Consider the following 16,708-nt stretch of genomic DNA (forward strand, 5'->3'; position numbering starts at 1 on the left):
GCCTCGTGCGCGAGGGGATCACCGGCGACGCACCCCCGCGACCGCCCCGTCACCGGTTCGACTGCCCCGAAAGGCGCTTGTCCCTCCCCGCCGGACCCCACTACGTTCCGGGGGTGGATCTCTTCTCCCCGTCCTGGACGGCGCTGCGCGGGGCGGTCGCCGCCCTGGACGACGTGGACTTCGGACGCCCGTCCGGCTGCACGGGCTGGCTGGTGCGCGACCTGGTGTGCCATCTGGTCATCGACGCGCAGGACGTCCTCATCACCCTGGCGACCCCGTCGGACCGGGAGCCGACCCGGGACGCGCTGACGTACTGGGAGGTCTCCGCCGCGCCGCCCACCGGCGACGACCCCCTGGACGCGCTGACCGTCCGGCTGGCGTCCGCGTACGAGGACCCGCGCCTGCTCGCGTTCCACCTGGACGACGTCGGCTCCGCCGCGGGCCGCGCCGCCCTGCTCGCGGACCCGGCCCGGCGGGTGGGCACCCGTGGCGAGGTCCTCACGGTGGCGGACTACCTGTCGGCGTACGTGCTGGAGTGGACCCTGCACCACCTCGACCTGATCGCGCACGTGCCCCGCGCGCCGCAGCCGCCGGCGGCCGCGCTCCGCCGGTCGCGGGAGATGCTGGAGGGGATCGCCGGCTCGCCGTTCCCGGCGTCCTTCAGCGACGCGGACGCGCTGCTGATCGGCACCGGCAGGCGGGCCCCGACCGGGGCGGAGCAGGCCGCGCTGGCGGAGCGGACGCCCCGCTTCCCGCTCCACCTGGGCTGACTCCCCTTCCCGTGTCGCCCGCCGTCGTGGCGGATCCGGCGGGATGGGACCATGGCCGGTATGGACATCCGCCGCAGGAACAACGTGAACGTCATCGGGCAGGCTGATGCCCCCGTGCTCCTCCTCGCGCACGGGTTCGGCTGCGACCAGAACATGTGGCGCCTGGTACTGCCGGCCCTGGCCGAGCGGTACCGGGTCGTGCTGTTCGACTACGTGGGCTCCGGTGGATCGGACCTGTCGGCGTGGAGCGAGGAGCGCTACTCGTCGCTGGACGGCTACGCGCAGGACGTCGTGGACGTCTGCGAGGAGCTGGACCTGCGGCAGGCGGTGTTCGTGGGCCACTCGGTCAGCTCCATGGTGGGTGTGCTGGCCGCCCGGTCCGTGCCGGAGCGCATCGGGGCCCTGGTGATGGTGACGCCCTCCCCCTGCTACATCGACGACGAGGGGTACCGCGGCGGTTTCAGCGCCGAGGACATCGAGGAACTCCTCGGCTCCCTGGAGGCCAACTACCTGGGCTGGTCGTCCGTCATGGCTCCGGTGATCATGGGCAACCCGGACCGGCCCGAGCTGGGTCAGGAGCTGACCAACAGCTTCTGCGCCACCGACCCGGACATCGCCCGGGTCTTCGCCCGGACGACCTTCCTGACCGACAGCCGCGAGGACCTCAAGGGCGTGTCCGTGCCGACCCTCGTGCTGGAGTGCGACCAGGACGCGATCGCGCCCCGCGAGGTCGGGGCGTACGTGCACGCGGCGATCCCCTCGTCGCGTCTGGTCACCCTCGACGCCACGGGTCACTGCCCGCAGCTGAGCGCGCCGGAGGCGACCACCGGGGCGATCCTCGACTTCATGGAGTCGCTGCGGTGATGTGCCGTACGACCGGCGCGCCGGAACCCGCGGGGACCGGGGACGAGCCGAGCACCGACGCGGTGTTCACCGCCTTGCTGGAGGACAGCGCGGAAGACCTCTACGAGTCCGCCCCGTGCGGCTACCTGTCCACGATGATGGACGGCACCATCGCCAAGATCAACAGCACGCTGCTGGACTGGCTCGGCCTGGACCGCGCGGAGGTCGTGGGGCGCAAGCGTTTCCCCGACCTGCTGACCGTGGGCGGCAAGCTGTACCACGAGACGCACTTCGCGCCGCTGCTGCGCATGCAGGGAGAGCTGCGCGGCATCGCCCTGGAGATGCGCCGCGCGGACGGCGGACGGCTGCCGGTGCTGGTGTCGGCCGTGCTCAAGCGCGGCAGCGGGGGCGATCCCCTGCTCACCCGCATCACCGTCTTCGACGCGTCCGACCGCCGCGCCTACGAAGAGGAACTGCTGCGCCGCCGCAAGGAGGCCGAGCGCGCCCGCGCCGAGGCGGACGAGGCACGGCGCCAGGCCGAGGCCGATCGCGCCCGCCTCGCCGACGCCCTGGCCGTCCTGCAGAAGTCCCTCGTGCCGGACTCGCTGCCCGTCGTCCCCGGACTGGAGACGGCCGTCCACTACCACACGGCCTCTCCGGACCAGCTGGGCGGCGACTTCTACGACCTGTTCCCGGTCGACGGCAACCGGTGGGCGTTCTTCCTGGGCGACGTGTGCGGCAAGGGCCCCGAGGCGGCCTCGCTCACCTCGCTGACCCGCTACACGCTCCGGGCCGCCGCGCACCACGACCCCGAGCCCGCATCGGCCCTGGCCACGCTGAACGCCGTGCTGCACGAGCGGTACACGGCAGGCGGCGACCCCCGGTACTGCACGTGCATCTTCGGGATCGCCGAGCCCGGCGGCCCCGACGGTTCGGTGACCGTCCGCATCGCCTCCGGCGGCCATCCCTCGGCGCTCGTCCTGCGGGCCGGCGGCGGTGCCGATTTCCTGCCGACCCCCGGCGGTCTGCTCGTCGGCGTCCTGCCCCGCGCGCCGATCGGCAAAGCCGAGACCGTCCTGGCCCCCGGCGACACCATGGTGCTCTACACCGACGGTCTCACCGAGGCCCGTCTCGGCCCCGGCCGCGACGACCTGTACGGCGAGGACGCCCTGCTCGCCTTCGCCGCCGAGCGGGCGCCCGCCTCGCCCCGCGAGGTGATCTCCGCGCTGACCGGACTGCTGCGGGGCTTCGGCGACGGGCTGGACGACGACACCGCCCTGCTCGCCCTCGGCGCCCCGGCCACCGACGGCCCCGCCCGGACCGGCCCCACCAGTGGGTCCGCCTCATGAACGCGCTCACCATCAGTCACCACGACACCGCGACCGGCCCCGCCGTCCGCGTGGCGGGCGACCTGGACTACGACCGGGCCCCCGAGCTGCGCCGCCGGGTCGAGGAAGTCCCCCTCGCCGCCGGGCAATGCCTCACCCTGGAGCTGTCCGGTCTCGACTTCTGCGACTCCTCCGGCATCACCGCCCTGCTGGCCGCACGCCAGCACGCCCTGGCCGCCGGGGCCGACGTCGTCCTGACCGGCGTGCCCGCCCACCTGATGCGCGTGCTCACCATGGTCGGCCTGGACCGCGTCTTCACCCTGCGCCCTCAGGCCGAAGCCGCGTCCTGACGGCGGCGGGGACCCGGCGCGGGCGGCGGCTGCCGCGCCACCGGTCCCCGCCGACGCGCGCCCCGGTGCTCCCCGGGCACCCCCGCCCGGCCGGAAAAGGCTTGGACCGGACGACCGCCCGCGCGGGACACTTCCGGACTCGACTCTCGATCCACACATCCGTTGCGGCGACGGCCCCTGCCCGCACACGCACGGCGGTCGGCCGCGGAACGACACAGGGGTGGGATGGAAACGCCGGAAACACACAGGGTTTTACCGGGCAGGCGTTCGGTGCTCCTCGCACTGCGCCACTACGGACGGGAGCTGGCCCGGCTGCGCCGGTGGACGGCTCCCGCGATGCTGCTCATGGCGCTGGGCAACATCGGGATCCAGTACGTCGCGCCACTGATCGTCGCCAAACTCGTCGGCGAGCTCGCCGGTGACGGGGACGTCTCCCTCGACTCCGCCCTCCCGTACGTCCTCGGCTTCGCCGGCGTCCTGCTGGTCGCGGAGGCGCTGTGGCGGGTGGCGCTGCACTGCCTCAACCGGCTCGACGCGCTCGGCATCGAGCGGCTGTACGTCGTCGGGATGGACGAGCTGTTCGCCAAGGACGCCACGTTCTTCCACGACAACTTCGCCGGGTCGCTGACCAAGCGCGTCCTCAGCTTCGCGGCCCGCTTCGAGCAGTTCGTCGACACGCTGACGTTCCAGATCGTGGGCAGCTTCGTGCCGCTGCTGTTCGGTGCGGTGGTGCTGTGGCGCTACGAACCGCTGCTCGTCGTCGGCCTGCTGGCGATGATCACGCTCACGGGCGTGCTCGTGGCGCCGCTCGTGAGGCGCCGTCAGGCCCTGGTGGACCAGCGGGAGGAGGCGATCGCCCGGGTGTCGGGCCATGTCGCCGACAGCCTGATGAACATGGACACGGTGCGGGCCTTCGCCGCGGAACGGCGCGAGGCCGCCGAGCACCGGTCCCGGGTCGCGCGCTCGCGCCGGCTCACCCTGCGCTCGTGGGACTACGGCAATCTGCGCATCGACACCCTGGTCGCGCCGATGTCGGTGCTCACGAACGCGACGGGGCTGCTGCTCGCGGTCGCGCTCGGCGGGGGCGCGCACGGGGTCGAGGCGATCGTGGTCGCCTTCGCCTACTACAGCAACGCCACGCGGATCATGTTCGAGTTCAACCAGATCTACCGGCGGCTGGAGAGCTCGATGACGGAGGCCGCCCAGTTCACCGAGCTGCTCCTCACCCCGCCGACCGTGCTGGACCCGCCGGCCCCCGAACCGCTGCGGCCCCGCGGCACCGACGTCCGCTTCGAGAAGGTCACGTTCGCGCACCGCGGCGGCCGGCCGCTGTTCGAGGGACTCGACCTGACGGTGCCCGGTGGCAGCAGGATCGGCCTGGTCGGGCGGTCCGGCGGCGGCAAGACGTCCCTGACGCGGCTGCTGCTGCGGATGACGGACATCGACGGCGGGCGCATCCTGATCGGCGGCCAGGACATCAGCCGGCTGCGCCAGGCCGACCTGCGCGGGCAGATCGCCTACGTGCCGCAGGACCCGGCGATGTTCCACCGCACGCTGCGGGACAACATCGCCTTCGCGCGGCCGGACGCGAGCGACGCGGAGGTCCGCCGGGCCGCCGAGGCGGCCCACGTGACGGAGTTCGCCGACACGCTGCCGGACGGCTTCGACACCATGGTGGGCGAGCGGGGCGTGAAACTGTCGGGCGGCCAGCGCCAGCGGGTGGCGCTCGCCCGGGCCATCCTGCGCGACGCGCCGATCCTGCTGCTCGACGAGGCCACCAGCGCCCTGGACTCCGAGAGCGAGCTGCTCGTCCAGGAGGCGCTGTGGCGGCTGATGGACGGGCGGACGGCGCTGGTCGTGGCGCACCGGCTCAGCACGGTCGCGGGCATGGACCAGCTGATCGTCCTCGACCGGGGACGGATCGTGGAGCAGGGCACGCACGAGGAGCTGCTGGCGGCGGGCGGCGCGTACGCCAAGCTGTGGCAGCACCAGTCGGGCGGCTTCCTGGACGACACGGCCGGGCGGGCGGAGGCGGTGTAGCGGCGCGGCCGCCGCCCGCCGCGACCCCCTTGGCGGTGGCCGGCGGCGGGCGCGTCCCTATGATCGGGTGAGCCGGTGCGGGGGCGCCGGGGAGGGGACGGGAGACGGTGGATTCTCCGCGAGGCCGGGTGGCCCGGTCCGTTCTGTGGGCGCTGCTGGCGCTGGTGATCCTCGGCGTGGGCGTGGTGTCGGCGTTGCAGGTCCGTGGCGCGCTGGACCGCGAGCGGGAGTACCGGGCCGCGCGAGCCTGCGCCGCCACGCCCGTGCGGGCGTCCGGGTGCGTGTGGGAGCAGTCGTTCACCGTGCGCGAGACGGACCTGCACCGCGGTGAGCGCGCCGCGTCGCCCGAGGCCCGGCTGGTGCTGCCGTCGGGCAAGGTGTGGCGGGTGACGTTCCCGCGCGCCGAGCCGGTGCTGTCGGGGCTGGAGCCGGGCGACCGGGTCACCGGCGTCGTCTGGCACGGCCGGGTCGTCGAGGTGCGGGAGCCCGGGGGCGCGCGGCAGCAGACGTCCGACGGACCCGTGGGATGGCCCGCGGACCGGCTCGGCGGCGCGCTGGCCTGCGTCTCGTTCGGCCTGGCCGGTCTCGTCGGCGGGCTGTGGTCCCTGGTCGCGCGCGGCGAGCGGCACGCGAAGGCCGGGCGGGTGGTGCGGTGGCACGGCGTCGGCCTGGGGGCCGCCGCGGTCCTCAGCCTCTGGGCACAGACCGCCAACGACTGGCCGATCTGGGCGATTCTGGCGATCTGGGGTCCGCTCGCGCTGCTGGTCCTGGCGTCCATGACGGCGTTCACGATCGCCGCCCTGCGCGGTGAACTGGGGGACGAGGCTCCCGTGGCCGCCTGAGGGTCAGGACTGCCGGGAGTGCACCGGGCTGTGGGCGACGTCGTCGGGGCAGGTGCGGTGCGGCTCCCGCGTACGGCGGTCGCGCCGCCAGTCGAAGGCGGCGAGGGCGAGCGAGGCGGCCATCCCCAGGATGCCGGCGCCCAGCGCGACGAAGAGGGCGCCCCGGTAGTCGTCACCGCGGTGGGCGAGCACCAGGTAGAACAGGCCGGGCAGGGCGGCGGTCCCGACGGCGGCTCCCAGGCGCTGCCCGGTCTGGAGCGCACCGCCCGCCGCTCCCGCCATGCGCATCGGCACGTCCCGCAGCGTCATGGTGATGTTGGGCGAGATCACACAGCCGCCGCCGAGGCCGCCGACGAACAGGGCCGGGGCGGTCAGCCAGGGGGCGATGTCCAGGGGCGCGAAGCGCAGCAGCAGCGCGGTGCCGCCCAGGCCGGCGATGACACCCGTCAGTCCGCCCACGGTGAGCAGCCTGCCGAGCCGGTCCACCAGCCGCCCGGACACCGCTGCCGCGCAGGCCGAGCCGACGGCGAAGGGCGTCACCGCCAGGGCCGACCGCAAGGGGGACCAGCCGAGGCCGTGCTGGTAGAAGAGGGCGAAGACCAGCCAGATGCCGCTGAACCCGATGAAGTACAGGGCGCCGACGCCCGCGCCCACGGCGTAGCCGCGGACGGTGGTGAACAGGCGGGGATCGAGCAGCGGCTGGGTCCCGCGGGCCAGCAGCCGGTGCTGGCGGCGGGTGAAGCCGAACAGGAGCACGCCTCCGACCGGGAAGAGCCACCACAGCCCGGTCAGACCGCCGGCCTCCGCCTGCACCAGCGGGTACATCAGCGCGAGGACGCCGAGGCCGAGGAGGACGACCCCGGGCAGGTCCACGTGCCCGCGTCCGGACGTGGCGGTGCGGGGCAGCAGGCGGCGGCCGAGGAGCACGGCGAGGACGCCGATGGGGACGTTGACGTAGAAGATCCACCGCCAGCCGTCGGGGCCGTCGGCCAGGGCGAGGATCAGGCCGCCCGCGAGGGGGCCGACCGCGGAGGAGATGCCGACGGTGGCGCCGAAGAAGCCGAAGGCGCGGCCGCGCTCGGCGCCCCGGAACATCTGCTGGATGAGTGCCGAGTTCTGCGGTGCCATGAAGCCGGCCGCCAGGCCCTGGGCCAGGCGGGCCACGACCAGCAGCGTGATGCTGGGGGCCGCTCCGCAGGCGGCGCTGAAGAGCACGAAACCGCTGAGGGCGAGCAGGAAGATGCGCCGCCGGTCCAGGGCGTCGCCGAGCCGGCCGGCGCTCACCAGGGCGAGGGCGAAGGCGAGGGCGTAGCCGGACACCACCCACTGCACCTGGGCGGCCGAGGCGTGCAGTTCCTTCTGGACGGTGGGCAGGGCGACCGCCACGATCGACACGTCCAGCAGGCTCATGAAGCCGGCCACCAGGGTGACCCACAGGGCCCGCCAGCGGTTCGGGTCGGGCTCGTACCCGGTCTCCTGGCTCCCGCCGTCCCGCGCTGACGCTGCCACTCGCGCTCCTCTCACCGGGCCGGACGGGCCGGTCAAGTTCCCCGGCGAGGGCGGGGGCACACACCCGGTCCGTGGTCAACACGCTGCGTGATCGACCGTACGCCGCGCGAACGGGTTCGTTTGAGCGCGCGCGTTCGGTGCAGGCGCTGTGGTTGGAACGACGTACGGCGAAAGGAACCGATGATGGCGGCGACCGGCAAGGACGAGTCGGTGGACCCGGCGGCGGTGAGAAGGCACCGGGTGCTGTTCCGGGCGATCGACCAGCGCCGCCACCCGAAGCTGCGCCGCAGCGACATCACGGTGACCGACGAGGCGGCGGTCAAGCGCGCCACGAAGGCCGCCGCCCTGGGCAACGCCATGGAGTGGTACGACTTCGGCATCTACAGCTACCTGGCGTCGACCATCGGCAGGGTCTTCTTCCCCTCCGGCAACGACACCGCCCAGCTGCTCAGCTCCTTCGCGACGTTCGCGGTGGCCTTCCTGGTGCGTCCGCTCGGCGGCATGGTCTTCGGGCCGCTCGGGGACAGACTCGGCCGCAAGCGCATCCTGTCCCTGACCATGATCATGATGGCGGTGGGCACGTTCGCCATCGGCCTGATCCCCTCGCACGCCGCCATCGGCCTGTGGGCCCCGGCGCTGCTGATCCTCTTCCGCATGGTGCAGGGCTTCTCCACCGGCGGGGAGTACGGGGGCGCCTCGACCTTCATCGCGGAGTACGCGCCCGACAAGCGGCGCGGCTTCTTCGGCAGCTTCCTGGAGCTGGGCACGCTCGCCGGCTACGTCGGGGCGTCCGGCCTCGTCGTGCTGCTGCAGACCCTGCTCAGCGACGAGCAGATGCTGTCCTGGGGCTGGCGCGTCCCCTTCCTCGTCGCGGCCCCGCTCGGCCTCATCGGCCTCTACCTGCGGCTGAAGCTGGACGAGACGCCCGCGTTCCAGAAGCTGGAGGGCGGCCAGGGGAAGGCCGCCGACGCGGCGGAGGGGGTGGAGACCTCGGCCACCGCCGACCTGGGCCGGATCTTCACCCGCTACTGGCGGCCCCTGCTGCTGTGCCTCGCGCTGGTCGCGGCGTACAACATCACCGACTACATGCTGCTGTCGTACATGCCCACCTACCTGTCCGACGAGCTGGGCTACGCGACCAACCACGGGCTGCTGATCCTGCTCGTGGTGATGGTGCTGCAGATGTGCGTCATCAATCAGGTGGGCCGGCTGTCGGACCGTTTCGGGCGCAAGCCGCTGCTCATGACGGGCATGCTCGGCTTCCTGCTGCTGTCCGTGCCGTCGTTCCTGCTCATCCGGCAGGGCAGTGTCGTCCTGATCACCCTGGGACTGCTGCTGATGGGCCTGTCCCTGGTGATGATGCTGGGCACGATGTCGGCGGCGCTCCCGGCGATCTTCCCCACCCATGTGCGCTACGGCTCCCTGTCCGTCGCCTACAACGTGGCCACGTCGGTCTTCGGCGGTACGACACCGCTGGTGATCACCGCGCTGATCAGCGCCTTCGACTCCACCCTGATGCCGGCGTACTACGCCACGGGCGCCGCGGTCGTCGGTGTCGTCGCCGTGCTGTGCATGCGGGAGACCGCGAACAAGCCGCTGGCGGGGTCCCCGCCCTCGGTCGAGACGGAGGCGGAGGCCGCGGAGCTGGTGCAGGCGCAGTCGCCCCGGCCCCGGTTCTGACCGCCGACGGTCCCCGTCCACCCGGGCGGGGCCCGCGCGGTTGGACCGCGGCGCGCAGGGAACGCGGGAGTGCCGTACACCGAACGACACGAGGCCGGTGAAGCGATGTCCGAGTACGAACGCTCCCGCACGATGCCCGCGCGGCCCGAGGACGTCTTCGACCGGGCGGCGGACGTCGACCGGCTCGATGCCTGGCTCCCCGGGGCCCTGCACGTCCGGGCCGGGGACCTGCCCGCCGTCACGGTGCACGAGGACGGCACGGACGAGGACACCCCCGCGCTGCTGCGCGCACGCCCCGAGCAGATGCGCCTGGAGTGGGGCACCCGTGGACAGGGTTCCTACGCGGGCTGGCTCCAGGTCGCCGGGATCGACAGCGGCGCCAGCGAGGTGACGGTGCACCTGTCGTTCTTCGACGACGGGCACGACCCCGGTGAGCGGGCCGCGGGCGAGGCCCTGGACTCCAGTCTGCGGGGGCTGGAGGAGCAGGTGCGGCTGCGCGCCGGGCACGGGACGGGCCGATGAGCGTGGCGCGCACCAGGCAGTACTCCGTGGCCGCGTCGGGACAGTGGACCGACGAGGAGGAAGGCCGGCGGCGGCTGCCCTCCGGGGAGGTCCACGCCTGGGAGCCGGTGCGCAACGAGACCGTGTGCGGCCTCTCCCTCAGCCGCTCCCGGCTGACGCGCCTGCCGCACGTGAACTGGGTCGACACCTTCCCCGAGTCCGGCGGCGCTGCGGACCGGGTGCGGCGCCAGTGCCCGCGCTGCGCCTCGGTCGCGGGCCGCCGGGGGCTCGACGCCCGCCCGCGCTGGCGGCGCACCGACCCCCGCCCCTGACGCGTGGGACGCTCAGCGGGCGCAACCGGTCGCGGAGCCCGCCCCGTCCGGGCCGCCGCACGGCCCGGACGCGCCGCATCCGACGGCCCGGGGACGGATCGGCACACCATTGGCGCGCAGCACCTCGCGCACGTCCAGGATCAGCGAGAACACCTCCCGGTTGCGGTCCTCGCCCTGCTCGTCCCAGGCCCGCTGCTCGGCCTCGACGGCCATGCGGTCCTCGGCGAACACGCGCTCGGTGAAGCGCCGGATGAACGGCCACGCCAGGCGCAGCGCGCCCGGGACCCTCGGCTTCTCGATCATCAGCAGGCCGTAGGTGTGGCAGCGGCGCTGCTCGGCGTCCTCCGGCACGTAGGCGGCCCACAGGCGGAAGGCGGGCCGCTGCGCGTTCTCCGGGACCAGGTCGAGGGTCTGGTACGGGTACTCGGTGCGGATCGTCATGACGTCGCTGGAGTCGCTGCCGCCCAGGCCCTCCGCGGCGAGCAGGCTGGCGCCGCGGTCGCGTCTGCCGCCGGTGTGCGTGAACAGGTACCTGGCCTCCACCGACCGTGCGTCGGCGCGCTGGCCGAGCAGCTCGGGGCGGAGCCGGCCGACGACTCCGCGGTGCAGGAACTGGTGGTTCATGTCGAGCAGGTTCTCGTGCATGAACGAGTAGTGGCAGTGCACGGTCCGGGAGTAGGTCATCGTCGCGTACCGCGGGGAGCCGTACGCCGGCAGGTGGGGCAGCGGGGTGCCGTCCGCCTTGTCCGGGTCGCCGGGGAAGACGAACACCAGGCCGTAGGCCTCGCGGACCGGGTAGCCCCGCACCCCGCGCGGCGGCCGCCCGTCGCCCTTGGACAGGTAGGGGATCTGCGAGATGCGGCCGTCACCGCGGTAGGCCCAGGCGTGGTAGCAGCAGCGGAGGGTCTCGCCCTCGACGACCCCCATGCTCAGCGGCACCTGCCGGTGGGCGCACCGGTCCTCCAGCGCGTACACGGTGCCACCGGTCCCGCGGTACAGCGCGATCCGCTCCCCGGCGAACGCGGTCGCGTACGTCCGGCCCCTGCGCACCTTGCGGGACACGGCGACCGGGTACCAGTGGTCCGGGTGCGCCCCGATCCGCCGCAGGTCGGCGACGCCGGGACCGGTGTCGCGGTGCGGCGAGGGCCGGTCGCTCCCGGCCGCGGCGCGAGCGGCTCCGGCCTCGTGGGTCTCGGTCATACCTCTCCCTCGCAGGTCCCGGTCGTCGGGCGTGGGGCGGCGTGGCCGCTGCCCCCGCCGGCCGGTCCCCGGGGCGACGGGCGCCCGGGCGGCCACGCCCCATCCTGACGCCCGCGGCCCACCGGCGCCCTGCCCGGCGCGTGCGGACGGGTGAGGGCCCCGGCCGCCGGGCGGGCCCGGCCCGGTGCCGCGACCGCGCAGCGCGTTCCCGCCGGGGCGACGGGTAGCGCCCGGGGACGCGCGGTGCCGGGGCGGGTTCCGCGCCGGCACCGCACGGGGGCCGGGGTCAGTCCTCGTCGCGGAGCCGGGCCGCGAGGCTGATCAGGGCCTGCGCCTCCGCCGGGTACCCGAGGGCGGTCAGCCGGGTGACGGCCGCGTCGAGGCGGGCCAGGGCGGGGGCGGGACGCTCCAGGTAGAGGCCCTCCACCGCTCCCGCGAGACGGACGCACTCGGCCCATTCCCCGGCGCGCTCGTCCTGCGGTCCGGGCTCGCCGAGCAGCGCCAGGGCCTTGTCGAGGGCGGTCAGGGCGTCCTCGTAGGCGCCCGCGTAGGCGTTGACCCGCCCGTGCTCGTACGCCAGGGCCGTCTCCAGGGAACGGCCGTGCGGCTCGTGGCCGGCCGCGCGGGCCTCGTCGGCGACCCGGGCGGCGTCGTCCAGGAAGGCGCGGGCCGCCTCCAGCCCGTCGGGGCCCTGCTGCTGCGCCTGGAGCCGGGCCAGTTCGCGCAGGCAGTTGCTGAGCTGCTCGTGGCGCGGGTCCCGGGCGTGGGCGGCGAGGGCCCGGTCCGCCGCCTCGCGGGCCCGGCCGAACTCCCCGGACTCGGCGAGCAGCACGGCCGTCTCCGCGGCGATCATGGCATGGCTGCCCGGGTCGTCGTCCCAGCCGGCCGACTCGGCCGCGAGGGCGACGAACTCCGTGGTGGCGGCCTTCAGGTCGTCCCCCGCGTGCAGGGCCCGGGCGCGGGTGAGGCGCAGCTGGGCGGAGAGCCGGTCGTCCAGCTCGCCGGCGGCGACGTCCGGGTCGGCGAGCAGCGAGTCGAGCAGGGCGATGCAGTCCTCGACCCGGCCGAGGTCGAGGCTGAGCTGTGCGGCGTTGGAGTAGGTGCAGTACGCGTCGGTGCGGCTGCCGCGCCGCAGGTCCGCCTCCGCCGAGCGCGTGAGGTGCCGCAGGGCCTCCTCGGGGCGGCCCAGGTGCATGCAGGCCTCGGCCAGGTCGGCGTGGAGGCGGCCGGTGTCCATCGCGTCGGCCGGCCACTCGGCGGCCCGGCGCAGTCCTTCGGTGAGGTCGGCGTACGCGGCCTCGGCGTCCCGCAGGCCGAGCCGGATCCGGCCGCGCAGACCGAGCGTGCGGGGCAGGTGCCAGGCGGGGCCCTGCTCCTTCAGCCGGGCCAGCAGCTCGTCGAGAGTGGTGACGGCGGCGGGCAGGTCGCCGGACAGGGCGTGGGTGCTGGCCCGCAGCAGCAGGGCGGCGGAGATCTGCCCGGCCACATCGTGCCGGACGGCGAACGCGTGCAGGGCGTCGATCTCGGCGAGGACCGGCGCGACGTGCTCCTCGTCGCGCGTGGTCTGCAGGCGCAGCGCCAGCGCGGTGACGCGCAGGCGCAGCATCCGGGCCTCCAGGTGGGGTGCGAGGCCCGGGGTCTCCTCCTGCAGCCGGACCACCGCCGCGTGCGCGGAGGTCAGCGCGGCGGCCCCGGCTTGCCCGCCGTCCGCGCCCTGCGCGGGGCGCCCCGCCCCGGCGAGCAGCGAGCAGGCGCGGGCCAGCGCCGCGGGGCCGGGCAGGCCGGCGTCGTCGTAGAGGCCCGCGGCCTCCTCGTGCAGGGCGACGGCCTCGTCGAAGTCCTCCCGCTCGCCGGCGCGGCTCGCCTCGTCGGTGAGCAGGTCGGCGCGCAGCCGCACGAGCGGGCCGACGGCCGGGTCGGCGGGGTGGGCGTAGTCGCGGGCGGCGACGAGGGTGCGCAGCCGGTCCCAGCAGGCCCGGGCGTCCGGGTGCCCCTCCTCCTCCGCGGCGCGTGCGCGCGCGATGAGGTCGGGCAGTTCCTCGGGGACGGCGGGTGTACGGCCGGCGGGGGCGTTGACCGGGGCGGCCGGGGCCACGTCGTCGAGGGTGCGCGGGCGCAGGGTCAGTTCGAGGGTGTCCAGCAGCGGGGCGCGCTCCAGCCGCTCCCGGCGGCGGTCGGAGTGGGTGGTGGTTCCGTTGCGGGCGTCGAACCGGGCGGCGAGGTCGTCGGCCCGGCCGCGTACCTCGGCGCGCAGCTCCGCGACGGTCCAGGTGCGTCCCGCGTACCCGGCGGCGGGCACATCGCCGTGGCCGAGGCCCTCCACGCGCCGCAGGACGACCTCCACGCCGGTGAGGAAGTCGAGCTGGTCCAGGGGCGAGTCGACCTCGTCGAAGAGGTTGCGGTTCTCGGCGAGCAGTTCCAGGCCGCGGGCCTCGTTGCCGGTGAGCGCGCAGAACTCCAGATGCCGGCCGGTCTCCGCGGACATCGCGGGGTTGCGGCGGCAGGCGCGGTAGCCGGCCAGGTGCAGTTCCCGGGCCCGGTCCGCGTCGCCGGTGCGCAGCAGGGGCAACAGGGCGTACGACAGGGAGCGGGCGGGCTCCTCCTGGCAGGACTCCTTGCCGGTCAGGACGGGTTCCCAGGTGCGCAGCGCGCGGGCGTCGTCGCCCGCCCCGAGGTGGTACAGGGCCCGGTCGCAGATCTCGCACGCCTCGCAGTCGCTGAGCCGGGTGCGGGTGCGGCCCGCCCACAGTTCGAAGGCGAGGGCGGTGTCCTCGCCCACGTGGGCGGCGAGTTGGTAGGCCTGGCCGTAGTAGGGCTGGAGGCCGTGGCCGGCCTTCTCGTAGCGGTCGCGCATCTCGGTCAGCCACTGCCGCAGGCTGGCCAGCGGTATCTCCGGCAGGGCGCGCAGGGCGTTGGACACCCACTTGAACCGCCAGAACAGGGTGTGGCGCAGCCGGTCGTCGAAGACGTCGGGCTGTTCGTCGAAGAGGTTCAGCAGGCGGGCGAAGACGACGGGCGACTTGCGGGGCTCGGAGCCGTAGGTGTACGCCTCCTGAAGTTCCAGGAGCGCGTGGATCAGCGGGAGGGGCTCGTCGAACTGCTCGGCGGCATCGGCGAGTTCCTCCGCGGTGACCGTGCGGGTGCGGCCGTAGGGACGGCGGCCGTTCTCCCGGAGCGCCTGGTACAGCTCGTCGGTGCTCTGGGGGTGGGGTGCGGTGGGCATCGTCAGCTGTCCTTGCGCAGGGCGTGGGCGAGAAGGTCGAGGAAGGAGCGGTTGATCAGGCTGGACTCGGCGGGCCGGAGCGGGCGCCGGGACAGCATCACGGCCTGCCCGTAGAGGGCTTCGGCGCTGGTGCGGGCCAGTTCGGGCTCGTCGATGGTCACGGCGGTGCGGACCAGCGGGTTGAGCTGGTTGAGGATCAGCTGGGCGCGGGGGGCCTCCTGGCGCAGGGCGCCGAGGATGTCGCCCCACAGGCCGCCCTCCTGCTCGCGGGCGAGCCGGGAGCGGGTGCGTTCGTGCCGGGCCTCGCGGCTGTCGACGAGGAGGGCGGGCGCGGAGGCGGGCTGGAAGGTGCGCAGCGCGACGTCGCAGTCGAAGACCGCGAGGGCGTCGCGGGCCCGGGCGAGGTAGGCCGCGGCGGCGAGTTCGGTCTCCCGGTCGACGGGGTCGAGGTGGGCGGTGAGGGTCTCGGGGTCGAGGTCGGCGACGCTCGTCCCGGGCCGGATCTCGGGCAGCCGGTGGACCAGTTCGCGGTCGTAGGTGTAGCCGCCGTTGACGACGCCGAGCCCGGCGGCGGACGCGATCGCGGCGACCTGCCGGAACTCCTCCACGGTCGACGTCACGAGCACGGTGGCGTGGGTGCGCGCGAACTCGTCGAGGGTGGTGTGCCCGTCGGTGGTCTCGAACGGCAGCCACGGCAGGAGCATCCGCATGATCTCGTCGTCGTGCACGGCGAGCGACTTCACGGCGAGGTGGTGCGCCTGGAGGAAGCGGTGGAGCAGGTCCGGGTCGCTGGCGGCGGCCCGGGCGATCCAGTCGCGCAGCCGCCCGGCGAGGGCGTCGCGCACGGCGGCCAGCGTGTCGTCCTCGTAGAGGGACTCGCGGGAGGCGGTCGGGCGCAGGCTCTCGGCGTCGACGACGCAGCGGACGAAGAAGGCCCACTCGGGCAGGATCTCCTCGGCCTGCTCGGACAGCAGCATGCCCTTCACGTGCACGCGGTGACCGTGGCGCCGCCCGGCCGGCACCGCTTCGGGCAGCACGCAGGCGATGCCCTTGAGTCCGGCGGCCGGCAGGTCCAGTTCGATCGTGTCCAGCGGCCGGAAGCCGAAGACCTCCTCGCCGTACTCCGTCAGGGCCCGGGCCCGGGCCCCCGGGGTCGGGTGGGTGCGGGACCAGGGCGCGGGCTCGGGGTTGACGAGCGTGCCGGGGCTGCCGGGGCCGCCCGTGCCGTCGTCGAAGGTCACCGGGTGGCGCAGCAGGGAGCCGAAGTGGCGGGCCAGCGCGTGGACCTGGCCGGGGCTCGTCCACTCCCCCGCGTCGGTGCGCGGGGTCAGGGTGACGGTGGTGCCGGGCGCGGGGCGGGCGGAGGCGGGCAGGGTGCGGACGGTGTAGCTGCCGTCGCCGCGGCCCCGCCACTCGACGGCCGGGGCGCCGGGGGTGCGGGCGGAGCGGCTCAGGACGTGGATCTCGTCGGCGACCAGGAAGCAGGAGAGCAGCCCGATGCCGAACTGGCCGATGAAGTCGCCGCGTTGCTCGGCGATCCGGTCCGCCCGCTTGCTGCTGCGGCCGATCGTGGCGAGGAACGCGTGTACGTCGGCCTCGGTGAGACCGACGCCGTCGTCCTCGACGCGGACCACGGATCCGTCGGCGTACAGACGGACCCCGAAGTCGTCGGCGGGGGCGTCCGGTTCGAGGGTGTGCCGGGCGGTGAGCGCGTCCACGGCGTTCTGCATCAGCTCGCGCAGGTAGACGCGGGGGCTGGAGTAGAGGTGGTGGGAGAGGAGGTCGACGAGGCCGCGCAGATCCACCTGGAAGGTGCGGTCGGCGCCGGCCTCGTGCGCGGCGGTCTCGGGCAGTGTCATCGGCAGTCCGGGGTCGGGGAGGGCCAGTGGGCGGAAGGAGGGTGCGGGGCGGGCGGTGGACGCGGGGGCGGTGCCGGTCGGGCACGGGGTGCCCGGACCGGCGGCACGGGCGGCCGGGCGACGGGCACGGCCGCCCGGTACCCGCCGGTCCGGGCGGCGCTGCGGTGCGGGCGGTGCACCGGCCGGGAGCGACCGGGAGGCGCGGGCGGTACGCCGGCCGGGGGCGACCGG

The 16,708-nt window shown here is 74.6% G+C and carries 13 protein-coding genes; 9 read left to right on the forward strand and 4 right to left on the reverse strand.

Translation table 11 applies throughout. The features are described 5' to 3' along the window. Positions 1 to 113 precede the first annotated feature (113 nt). The 6 genes from ACH4C6_RS07840 (at position 114) to ACH4C6_RS07865 (ending at position 6,173) form a co-directional block, all read left to right on the forward strand. The gene (locus ACH4C6_RS07840; RefSeq protein WP_398107633.1) at positions 114 to 770 is read left to right on the forward strand and encodes a maleylpyruvate isomerase N-terminal domain-containing protein; all 657 of its coding nucleotides are present in this window, start codon (positions 114 to 116) and stop codon (positions 768 to 770) included. Between the two features lie 60 nt (positions 771 to 830). Continuing rightward, on the forward strand, positions 831 to 1,634 hold the full coding sequence (locus ACH4C6_RS07845; protein ID WP_398107936.1) for an alpha/beta fold hydrolase: 804 nt from the start codon (positions 831 to 833) through the stop codon (positions 1,632 to 1,634). Beyond that, positions 1,634 to 2,962 carry a PP2C family protein-serine/threonine phosphatase gene (locus ACH4C6_RS07850; RefSeq protein WP_398107634.1) on the forward strand — a complete coding sequence of 443 codons (1,329 nt, stop codon included), beginning with the start codon at positions 1,634 to 1,636 and terminating at the stop codon, positions 2,960 to 2,962. Before ACH4C6_RS07845 ends, ACH4C6_RS07850 begins: the two co-directional genes overlap by 1 nt. Then, positions 2,959 to 3,291 carry an STAS domain-containing protein gene (locus ACH4C6_RS07855; protein WP_398107635.1) on the forward strand — a complete coding sequence of 111 codons (333 nt, stop codon included), beginning with the start codon at positions 2,959 to 2,961 and terminating at the stop codon, positions 3,289 to 3,291. Before ACH4C6_RS07850 ends, ACH4C6_RS07855 begins: the two co-directional genes overlap by 4 nt. A gap of 225 nt (positions 3,292 to 3,516) precedes the next feature. Continuing rightward, positions 3,517 to 5,331 carry an ABC transporter ATP-binding protein gene (locus tag ACH4C6_RS07860; RefSeq protein ID WP_398107636.1) on the forward strand — a complete coding sequence of 605 codons (1,815 nt, stop codon included), beginning with the start codon at positions 3,517 to 3,519 and terminating at the stop codon, positions 5,329 to 5,331. 107 nt (positions 5,332 to 5,438) lie between these two features. Continuing rightward, positions 5,439 to 6,173: a hypothetical protein gene (locus tag ACH4C6_RS07865; RefSeq protein WP_398107637.1), complete on the forward strand. Its 735-nt coding sequence runs from the start codon at positions 5,439 to 5,441 to the stop codon at positions 6,171 to 6,173. A 3-nt stretch (positions 6,174 to 6,176) separates the two neighbouring features. Here ACH4C6_RS07865 and ACH4C6_RS07870 read toward each other — a convergent pair whose 3' ends face one another. After that, positions 6,177 to 7,682, reverse strand: a complete 1,506-nt coding sequence (locus ACH4C6_RS07870; protein ID WP_398107638.1) for an MFS transporter — start codon at positions 7,680 to 7,682, stop codon at positions 6,177 to 6,179. 183 nt (positions 7,683 to 7,865) lie between these two features. Here ACH4C6_RS07870 and proP point away from each other — a divergent pair, with 183 nt between their 5' ends. The 3 genes from proP (at position 7,866) to ACH4C6_RS07885 (ending at position 10,195) form a co-directional block, all read left to right on the forward strand. Continuing rightward, positions 7,866 to 9,362 carry a glycine betaine/L-proline transporter ProP gene (gene proP, locus ACH4C6_RS07875; RefSeq protein ID WP_398107639.1) on the forward strand — a complete coding sequence of 499 codons (1,497 nt, stop codon included), beginning with the start codon at positions 7,866 to 7,868 and terminating at the stop codon, positions 9,360 to 9,362. Between the two features lie 105 nt (positions 9,363 to 9,467). Then, a complete protein-coding gene (locus ACH4C6_RS07880; RefSeq protein WP_398107640.1) occupies positions 9,468 to 9,884 on the forward strand; it encodes an SRPBCC family protein in 417 nt (138 codons plus the stop codon). After that, positions 9,881 to 10,195 carry a hypothetical protein gene (locus tag ACH4C6_RS07885; protein ID WP_398107641.1) on the forward strand — a complete coding sequence of 105 codons (315 nt, stop codon included), beginning with the start codon at positions 9,881 to 9,883 and terminating at the stop codon, positions 10,193 to 10,195. Before ACH4C6_RS07880 ends, ACH4C6_RS07885 begins: the two co-directional genes overlap by 4 nt. Positions 10,196 to 10,207: 12 nt before the next feature. On the opposite strand, the gene ACH4C6_RS07890 is transcribed toward ACH4C6_RS07885, so the two are convergent. The 3 genes from ACH4C6_RS07890 to ACH4C6_RS07900 all read right to left on the reverse strand — a co-directional run bounded on the left by ACH4C6_RS07890 (position 10,208) and on the right by ACH4C6_RS07900 (position 16,477). Then, positions 10,208 to 11,395, reverse strand: coding sequence for a Rieske 2Fe-2S domain-containing protein (locus tag ACH4C6_RS07890; RefSeq protein WP_398107642.1), 1,188 nt, complete (start codon positions 11,393 to 11,395; stop codon positions 10,208 to 10,210). Positions 11,396 to 11,681: 286 nt separating this feature from the next. Further along, positions 11,682 to 14,618, reverse strand: a complete 2,937-nt coding sequence (locus ACH4C6_RS07895; protein ID WP_398107643.1) for a hypothetical protein — start codon at positions 14,616 to 14,618, stop codon at positions 11,682 to 11,684. A gap of 2 nt (positions 14,619 to 14,620) precedes the next feature. Further along, entirely contained in the window at positions 14,621 to 16,477 is a 1,857-nt protein-coding gene (locus ACH4C6_RS07900; RefSeq protein ID WP_398107644.1) for an HSP90 family protein, read from the reverse strand. Positions 16,478 to 16,708: the final 231 nt, after the last annotated feature.

The sequence above is a fragment of the Streptomyces sp. NPDC017943 genome, from assembly GCF_044328425.1.
GTDB lineage: Bacteria > Actinomycetota > Actinomycetes > Streptomycetales > Streptomycetaceae > Streptomyces > Streptomyces djakartensis_A.